Raw genomic sequence first — 6930 nt, 5'->3', positions numbered from 1 at the left:
TCTGAAGGCTCCTGATATGTATATGGAGAAAATCATAGTAGGTCCTGAAGCAAAGGGAGTAATAGATCTAGAGAAACCTCTTATTGAAAATATTCAAAATGTGGCAAAGGCTCTAAAAAAAGAATTGAATGAACTGACAATAGTTATTTTAGATAAACCTAGACACAAGGAAATAATAAAAGATCTACAGGACATGGGAATAAAAATATATGCTCTGCCTGACGGAGATGTGGCTGGATCTATTCTTTCTGCTGTAGTTGATTCTGATGTGGATATGCTCTATGGTATAGGGGGAGCTCCCGAAGGAGTAATCTCAGCTGCAGTTATAAAAGCTCTAGGCGGAGACATGAATGCAAAACTAAAACTTAGAAGTGAAGTAAAAGGAATAACTCTAGAGAATGATAAGATATCTAATTATGAAAAGATGAGATGTCAAGAGATGGGGATAGACATAACTAAAGTAATGAGAATAAATGATCTTGTAAAAGACGATGAGGTTATCTTTTCTGCTACTGGGATAACTGCAGGAGACCTTCTAGAAGGAGTAAAGAAAAAAGGTCCTATAGCTAGAACTCAGACTCTCTTGATAAGAGGAAAAACTAAGACTATCAGGTATATAAACTCTGTACATAATTTAGATTACAAAGATGAAGATATAAAAGGATTAATCAGATAGCAGCAAGGTTTCCTTGCTGCTTTTCTTTTATCAATAAAAAATATGAGATTATGGTGGATAGAATAAAAACTGGAGGAGTATTATGATATTTTTTGATGATTTTATAAAAAAAGTTGAGAAAAAGGACTTGCCTTTGAATGGGAAATACAGTTTTGGATTAGAAATAAAGAAAATAATTGTGTGGTTAGGGACAGGAGTTCCTCTGATGCTTTTAGGGGCTTATCAAGCGGCTTTTGGTTATACCCAGGGGATGAAAATAGGATATCTTATCTTGGGAATAGTACTTTTTATTCTTGGAATAGGGCATCTTTGGCTGGCTTTTTCATACAGGATTTCTGTGGATTTTCAAAAAAATGTTCTGAAAAATAAAAAGGTAAATATTTCTTTGGATGAGATAGAGAAATGTACAATGTCTAAAATGGTAGCTCCCGGTGGGAAAAAACTTCAAACCTGTATGGAGATAATAACAAAAGATAAAGTAAAAGTTATAATACCTCTTATAATGAGAAATAAGATAAATTTTGCGGCCCTTCTGAGAAAAAAGCTAGAGAATAAATTTGAGATTATAAAAGATTAGGGAGGTATTATGGGTAGAAACATAGAAACGTGTGATTGTACCGTTATACATAAAGACATTGTAGAAAAAGTAAAGAAAAATCTAAAAAGTGACGATCTTTTACGGAATTTAGCAGATTTCTTTAAGGCTTTTTCTGACAGTACACGATTAAAAATAGTGTCAATGCTTCTAGAAGAGGAGATGTGTGTGTGTGATATAGCAAATGTGCTCAACATGACTCACTCATCGGTATCACATCAATTGAGAGTTTTGAGACAACTGAGAGTTGTGAAGAACAGAAAAGACGGGAAATCGGTTTATTATTCTCTGGATGATGAACATGTAAGAAATATATTAGCCCAGGGAATAAACCATCTAAATCATTGATGTTCAAAGAGCTTTATACTTCCTAAAAAATATAACTTTAAAAAAATATAAAAATATTATAAGAAAATATAAGCTTTTACAAGGAAACTAGGAATTTCATCTAATATAGGTTAATAATGAAAGTTATTTATGCGGGGAGTGAAGGTTATGGGAGATTTTAAATTTTCTATGAAAGTTTTTGGAGTCGGCGGTGCAGGGATAAATGCATTGAATGACATGATTGAAAGTGGAGTAGAAGGAGTAGAATATATAGCAGCAGATACAAACGTAGGAAAATTAAATACATCGCTTTCTCCTATTAAAATACAGCTTGGGAGTAAGATAACTTTTGGTCTGGGTACAGGAGGAGACTATCACAAGGGTTACCTCTGTGCCAAGGAAGAGGACAGCACTATCAAGGAACTCCTTAAGGATACAGACATGCTTTTTATCGTATCAGGAATGGGTGGCGGGACAGGAAGCGGAGCTGTACTGAGAATAGCTGAACTGGCACATAAGTTAGACATACTTACAGTTGCTATTGTGACCAAGCCTTTTTCTTTTGAAGGGCGTATAAAGAAGATGACTGCCCAAGATACACTAGAACATCTGAAACCCTATGTTGACTCATATATTGTAATTTCAAATGACAACCTTCTTATGCTTCCCAATGTAAATATAACACTTCAAAATGCCTTTAAAGAAGCAGACAAAATATTGAAAAATTCTGTGAAAAATATAAAAGATATAATTTTTAAAAACGGACTTATAAATCTTGATTTTGCAGACATCAAAGCTGTACTCAAAAATGCCGGAGAGGCAATGATCGGTTTTGGAAGAGGGACCGGAAGTATAGCCCCTATACTTGAGACTGCTCTGACCAGTCCTCTTATAGAGGGTGAGATAAAAGGAGCACAGCAGCTACTCATAAATATCGCAAGTGGAGACAACCTTCCTCTAGATAAGCTTGCCGAGGTACAGATGGCCATAAACAAGCTTCTGATAATAGAGCCTGAGAATATTATTCTAGGGGTTATTATAGACGAGGAACTAGAAAGTGATATTGAAATAGCTGTAATAGGTACTAAAATCAAGTCTGTTTAAGTAAATTGGGGCTTTTTAAAAGCCTCTTTTTTTATTCTCATAATTTCTGAAGAGGGTTAATGTATTGACAGCATTGCACTTCTCTTGATATACTCAGTTGTAGACAACCAAATAATTCGGGAGCTGAAAAGGCTGAGAGGAGATGTTTTATATCTCGACCGGTAAACCTGATCTGGATAATGCCAGCGTAGGAAGCGAATTTTTATTTTTAAATTTGACGGACTGCCATAGGCAGTCTGTTTTTTTATGTCCAGTTACCAATTTAATAAAAATAATATATAAATAAAACGGAGGTTATTATGAAGAAGATATTTGCATTTATTTTTGTGCTAGTTGCCATGACAGCATATGGAAATGAAGTCATTACAGTTTACGGTCCTGAGTCTATGAAGTGGATTCAGAGGGATATCGCCCCAAAATTTAAAGAAGAAACCGGAGTTGAAGTGAAGTTTGTAAGTATCAGCGGGCTCGTGCCGAGAATGAAGCTTGAGAAAAATAATCCTAAGGCTGACGTCGTATTAGGCTTAACTCCTAGTAGTGCTGAGCTGGCAAAGAGTGAGGGACTTACTGCAAAGTACCGTCCGAAGACTTATAAAAACATATCGAAAAAAGAGTTTATTATGGATGAAGAATGGTACGCTACTTCTTTTGATTACGGAGCCCTTGCCATAAACTATGATGCAGAAACTCTAAAAAGAGCTCCCAAGTCTTTTAAGGAGATAGCTAAAATGAACAAGCAGCTTTTAGTAGAAGATCCTAGATCTTTTACCGGTCAGGAGTTTATGCTCTGGACTATTGCAATATACGGAGATCAATGGAAGGAATTCTGGAAAGAACTGAAGCCTTCCATACTTACTGTAACTCCTAGCTGGAATGAAGCATTTGCAAAATTTACAGCAAAAGAAGCTCCTATGATGGTGGGATATGCTTCTAGCAGTGTTTATTTTTATCAAGACGGGAATCAGGATAAATATAAGAGCTTCATTCCTAAAGAGGGAGGATATGTATACCTGGAAGGAGCGGCTCTTGTAAATAAAAAGAATATTAAAAATGGATCTAAAAAATTCATGGATTATATTTTAGAAAAAGATTTCCAGGAACTTACAGCGCAGAAAAACTACATGTTCCCGGTAACCAATGTGAAACTTCCTGAGGAATATAAGTATGTGCCTGTCCCTAAAAAAGTAGTTACAATAAGTGGTAAAGAAGCTATGGCTAATCTTGAAACTTGGAAAAAAGAGCTTATAGATATTTTAAAAGACTAAAGGAGATATTATGAAGAAGGGGAAGCTGAGTCTAAATTTATTTTATATGACTCTCTGGAGCATACCTATATTTATGTTTGCCAGGGATTTCTTCCGACTGGAGGATTTGAGAGAAGTTTTTGATATGTCCACATATAAGACGGTGGCGTTTTCTTTTAAGCAGGCCTCTATATCTGTGATACTGTCATTTCTTCTTTCTATAGTCCCGGCTTATTATATAGCCTACAGAAGAGACAGAATAAGCAGACTTCTGGAAAGCCTGATATTTATCCCCTTCTTTTTTCCTGTGATATCTACCATAGTTGCATTTTCAATAATATTTAACCTGGGGTTCTTTAAAGAATTCCAGGTTCTTTATTCTCTCAAGGCCATAATAATAGCCAATGTATTCTATAACGCCCCTATATTTCTAAAGTATTTAGGAGAAGGAATGAGGTCTATTCCAAAGGAGATATTAGAAGCAGCACGTCTTGACGGCATAAGTGAAAAGGATCTTTTTTTTAAGGTGAAGCTTCCCCTTATAATGCCACAGATTTTCAGAGCCTTTTTCATGGTCTTTGTTTACTGTTTTACCTCCTTTGCCATAATACTTTCTCTGGGAGGGATCAACTACTCCACACTTGAGGTGGAGATAGCCACAACACTCATGGGGAGTTTTGATTTTTCCAGGGCTTTTGCCCTGGGGATGGTGCAGTTTGCAGTGCTGACTCTGGTAAACTCACTGGGACAGCGTATAGAGGGGTATGAGCTCAAGGGTGAGGGAGATGTGAAAGAGGTCAGTCTGTTTACCAAAATTTACAGCATCATCTATCTTATCTGTGAATATGCCGTTGTACTCACCGGACTGGTTTTTGCTTTTTTTAACTTTTATACAGGGAAGATTTCCATGACAGCTTTTTCAGACCTCTTTTCAATAGAATTAAATGAATACTATCCTGTGATTAAAGGTCTGATAAATTCACTGCTTTTGTCTGGAACAGTATCGGTTCTGACTCTTATATTTACATATCTCATTCTTAAAAATTATACAAAATTTACCAATTATATTATATTTTCAACCTTTGGATTTTCCAGTGCATTTTTGGCCATAACTCTGGTGTATCTGAATATCAGCTGGAATGTACCACTGTGGCTTCTTCTTGTCACAGGATACTTTCTCACCTCTATACCTGTGGCCTACTCCTTTATGTATCAGTATATACTGGAGTTTCCCAAGGAGATTTTAGAGGCTGCAAAAATAGACGGTGCAGGAGAAATCGAGATATTTTTTATGATAGAGCTTCCTATTCTGAAAAATATTTTCATATCCATATTTCTCCAGATATTTGCTGTTGTTTTCGGAGAATTTACCATTACCTATACCATGCAGGTGGGAGATATACTCCCTGTGGTATCACTTGTAAACTATTCTCTGGCATCTGATAAGATGTTTTTAGAGAGCTCTGCTCTAAGTGCCTTGAATCTGATAATAATAATAAGTCTGTTTATTTTATCACAGTATGTGAAAGACAGGGATTGGAAAAACAGCTGATTAAGGCTGTTTTTTTATAATTATGGAAATGTGAGCCTTTCCTTTATAAAATAGATAGATTATAGTATAATGTTTTGATGACTTTGTCTTAACCTGTTATGCTTTTATTCCTTTAAAAGTATCTGATCTTTGCAAAGTTAGAACTATATACAACTAAGGTAAGGTGATAGATTTTGCTCTATTTTATATATGGGGATAATCCCCTTGAATTAAAATATGAAGACCTGAAAAAAGAGATCATAAAAAAAGACCCGGGGATTATGCCCAGGTATTTTGATGTTTCGCAAAAAGAGGACGAGGATTTTCTCCAGGCGATCTCAATAAACTCAATGTTCGGAGGGAGTGAACTTCTGGTTTTAAAAAGATTTGAGCTTTATAAGAAGCCTGAGAATTTTATAAAAATAATGGAAAACTATAATATTGTGAATAAAGATGTGATAATTCTCTATGAAGAGGAACTGAATGCCTTTGGAAAGGCAGAAAACCCAGTATCAAAAAAACTATTGGACAGGATTTCTAAGGATTTTAAGGTTATAGAGGCCAAACAGGGAAAGGACGGGAAATCTCTTGTTTTTTATGTGAGTGGTGAACTGGAAATAAAAGAGAATGATGCAGAAAAACTTCTACAGATGATAGGCCGGGATTCTATGCAGGTCCGGCACGAGGTGGAGAAGATAAAATTATTTTTAAATGGAGAAAAATTTTCCTTTGAAAAAATAAAAGGCATAGTGACCCTTTCTAGAGAGTATTATATGAAAAATCTTGTGGATGAGTTGTTGGCAGGAAATAAGGAAAACCTCTTGTATCATCTGAAGCATGAGAAGGACTATATGAGTTTCATTTATATTTTTTCAAATGAACTGGATATTTTATTAAAACTGAAAATGCTTCAAAAGAAAGGTGTTATCTCCCATAATACATCCTATAATCTTTTTAAAGACAGGGTTTATGAAGGGGTAAAGAAATACTTTTTAAAAGGTGACGGAAGAGGCAGCACCCACGCTTATCAGTTATTTTTGAAATTTAATATTTTAAACAGTTACTCTGAAAAATTTTTAATGGAAAAATTAAATGATATTTTAGAAATAGAGTATAAATTTAAAAGTGGGCAGGGAGATGAAGAGATAATGGTAGAATCTTTTATAGCCGCCTTTAAAAGTGAGTAAAATAAAAATCCGGCATATGCCGGATTTTTATTTTCTCCTGAGTATACGCATGGAGTTCAGTACAGCCAGCAGAGCTACACCTACATCTGCAAAGATAGCCTCCCACATTGTGGCCATGCCCCCTATACCCAGAGCCATGACCAGGAGTTTTATCCCTATGGCCAGAGAAATATTTTGTAATACAATTACTCTGGTGAACCTTGCCACATCTATTACTTCACGTAACTTACTGGGCTCATCAGCCATTATTATGACGTCTGCAGCCT

General features: G+C 35.5%; 7 protein-coding genes, 1 pseudogene and 1 riboswitch. Of the genes and pseudogenes, 7 read left to right on the top strand and 1 reads right to left on the bottom strand.

Features of this window, described 5'->3' with window-relative positions:
• The 7 genes from glpX to ABZA26_RS04530 form a co-directional block, all read left to right on the top strand.
• Window positions 1-676, top strand: a 676-nt coding sequence (gene glpX, locus ABZA26_RS04560) for a class II fructose-bisphosphatase (RefSeq protein ID WP_372713331.1), incomplete at its 5' end; no start/stop codon positions are given.
• Between the two features lie 82 nt (window positions 677-758).
• Window positions 759-1253, top strand: a complete 495-nt coding sequence (locus ABZA26_RS04555) for a hypothetical protein (RefSeq protein WP_372713330.1) — start codon at window positions 759-761, stop codon at window positions 1251-1253.
• A gap of 9 nt (window positions 1254-1262) precedes the next feature.
• Complete coding sequence (locus ABZA26_RS04550) at window positions 1263-1619, top strand: ArsR/SmtB family transcription factor (protein WP_372713329.1); 357 nt, start codon at window positions 1263-1265, stop codon at window positions 1617-1619.
• Window positions 1620-1766: 147 nt separating this feature from the next.
• Window positions 1767-2702, top strand: a complete 936-nt coding sequence (locus tag ABZA26_RS04545) for a cell division protein FtsZ (RefSeq protein ID WP_372713328.1) — start codon at window positions 1767-1769, stop codon at window positions 2700-2702.
• 106 nt (window positions 2703-2808) lie between these two features.
• Window positions 2809-2913, top strand: a riboswitch (TPP riboswitch).
• Window positions 2914-3001: 88 nt separating this feature from the next.
• The gene (locus tag ABZA26_RS04540) at window positions 3002-3967 is read left to right on the top strand and encodes a thiamine ABC transporter substrate-binding protein (protein ID WP_372713327.1); all 966 of its coding nucleotides are present in this window, start codon (window positions 3002-3004) and stop codon (window positions 3965-3967) included.
• Between the two features lie 10 nt (window positions 3968-3977).
• Window positions 3978-5498, top strand: coding sequence for an ABC transporter permease (locus ABZA26_RS04535; RefSeq protein ID WP_372713326.1), 1521 nt, complete (start codon window positions 3978-3980; stop codon window positions 5496-5498).
• A 173-nt stretch (window positions 5499-5671) separates the two neighbouring features.
• A complete protein-coding gene (locus ABZA26_RS04530) occupies window positions 5672-6664 on the top strand; it encodes a DNA polymerase III subunit delta (protein ID WP_372713325.1) in 993 nt (330 codons plus the stop codon).
• Window positions 6665-6691: 27 nt separating this feature from the next.
• Here the strand turns inward: ABZA26_RS04530 and ABZA26_RS04525 are convergent.
• A pseudogene (locus ABZA26_RS04525) lies at window positions 6692-6930 on the bottom strand (heavy metal translocating P-type ATPase); the annotation flags it as partial.

Origin of the sequence: Ilyobacter sp. (assembly GCF_041583315.1) — a bacterium.
Lineage (GTDB): Bacteria > Fusobacteriota > Fusobacteriia > Fusobacteriales > Fusobacteriaceae > Ilyobacter.
This window is presented reverse-complemented; position numbering and strand designations above follow the sequence as displayed.

Coding starts and splice junctions, on each gene's coding strand:
- ABZA26_RS04555 (WP_372713330.1), top strand. CDS start 759: ATGATATTTTTTGATGATTTTATAAAAAAAGTTGAGAAAAAGGACTTG.
- ABZA26_RS04550 (WP_372713329.1), top strand. CDS start 1,263: ATGGGTAGAAACATAGAAACGTGTGATTGTACCGTTATACATAAAGAC.
- ABZA26_RS04545 (WP_372713328.1), top strand. CDS start 1,767: ATGGGAGATTTTAAATTTTCTATGAAAGTTTTTGGAGTCGGCGGTGCA.
- ABZA26_RS04540 (WP_372713327.1), top strand. CDS start 3,002: ATGAAGAAGATATTTGCATTTATTTTTGTGCTAGTTGCCATGACAGCA.
- ABZA26_RS04535 (WP_372713326.1), top strand. CDS start 3,978: ATGAAGAAGGGGAAGCTGAGTCTAAATTTATTTTATATGACTCTCTGG.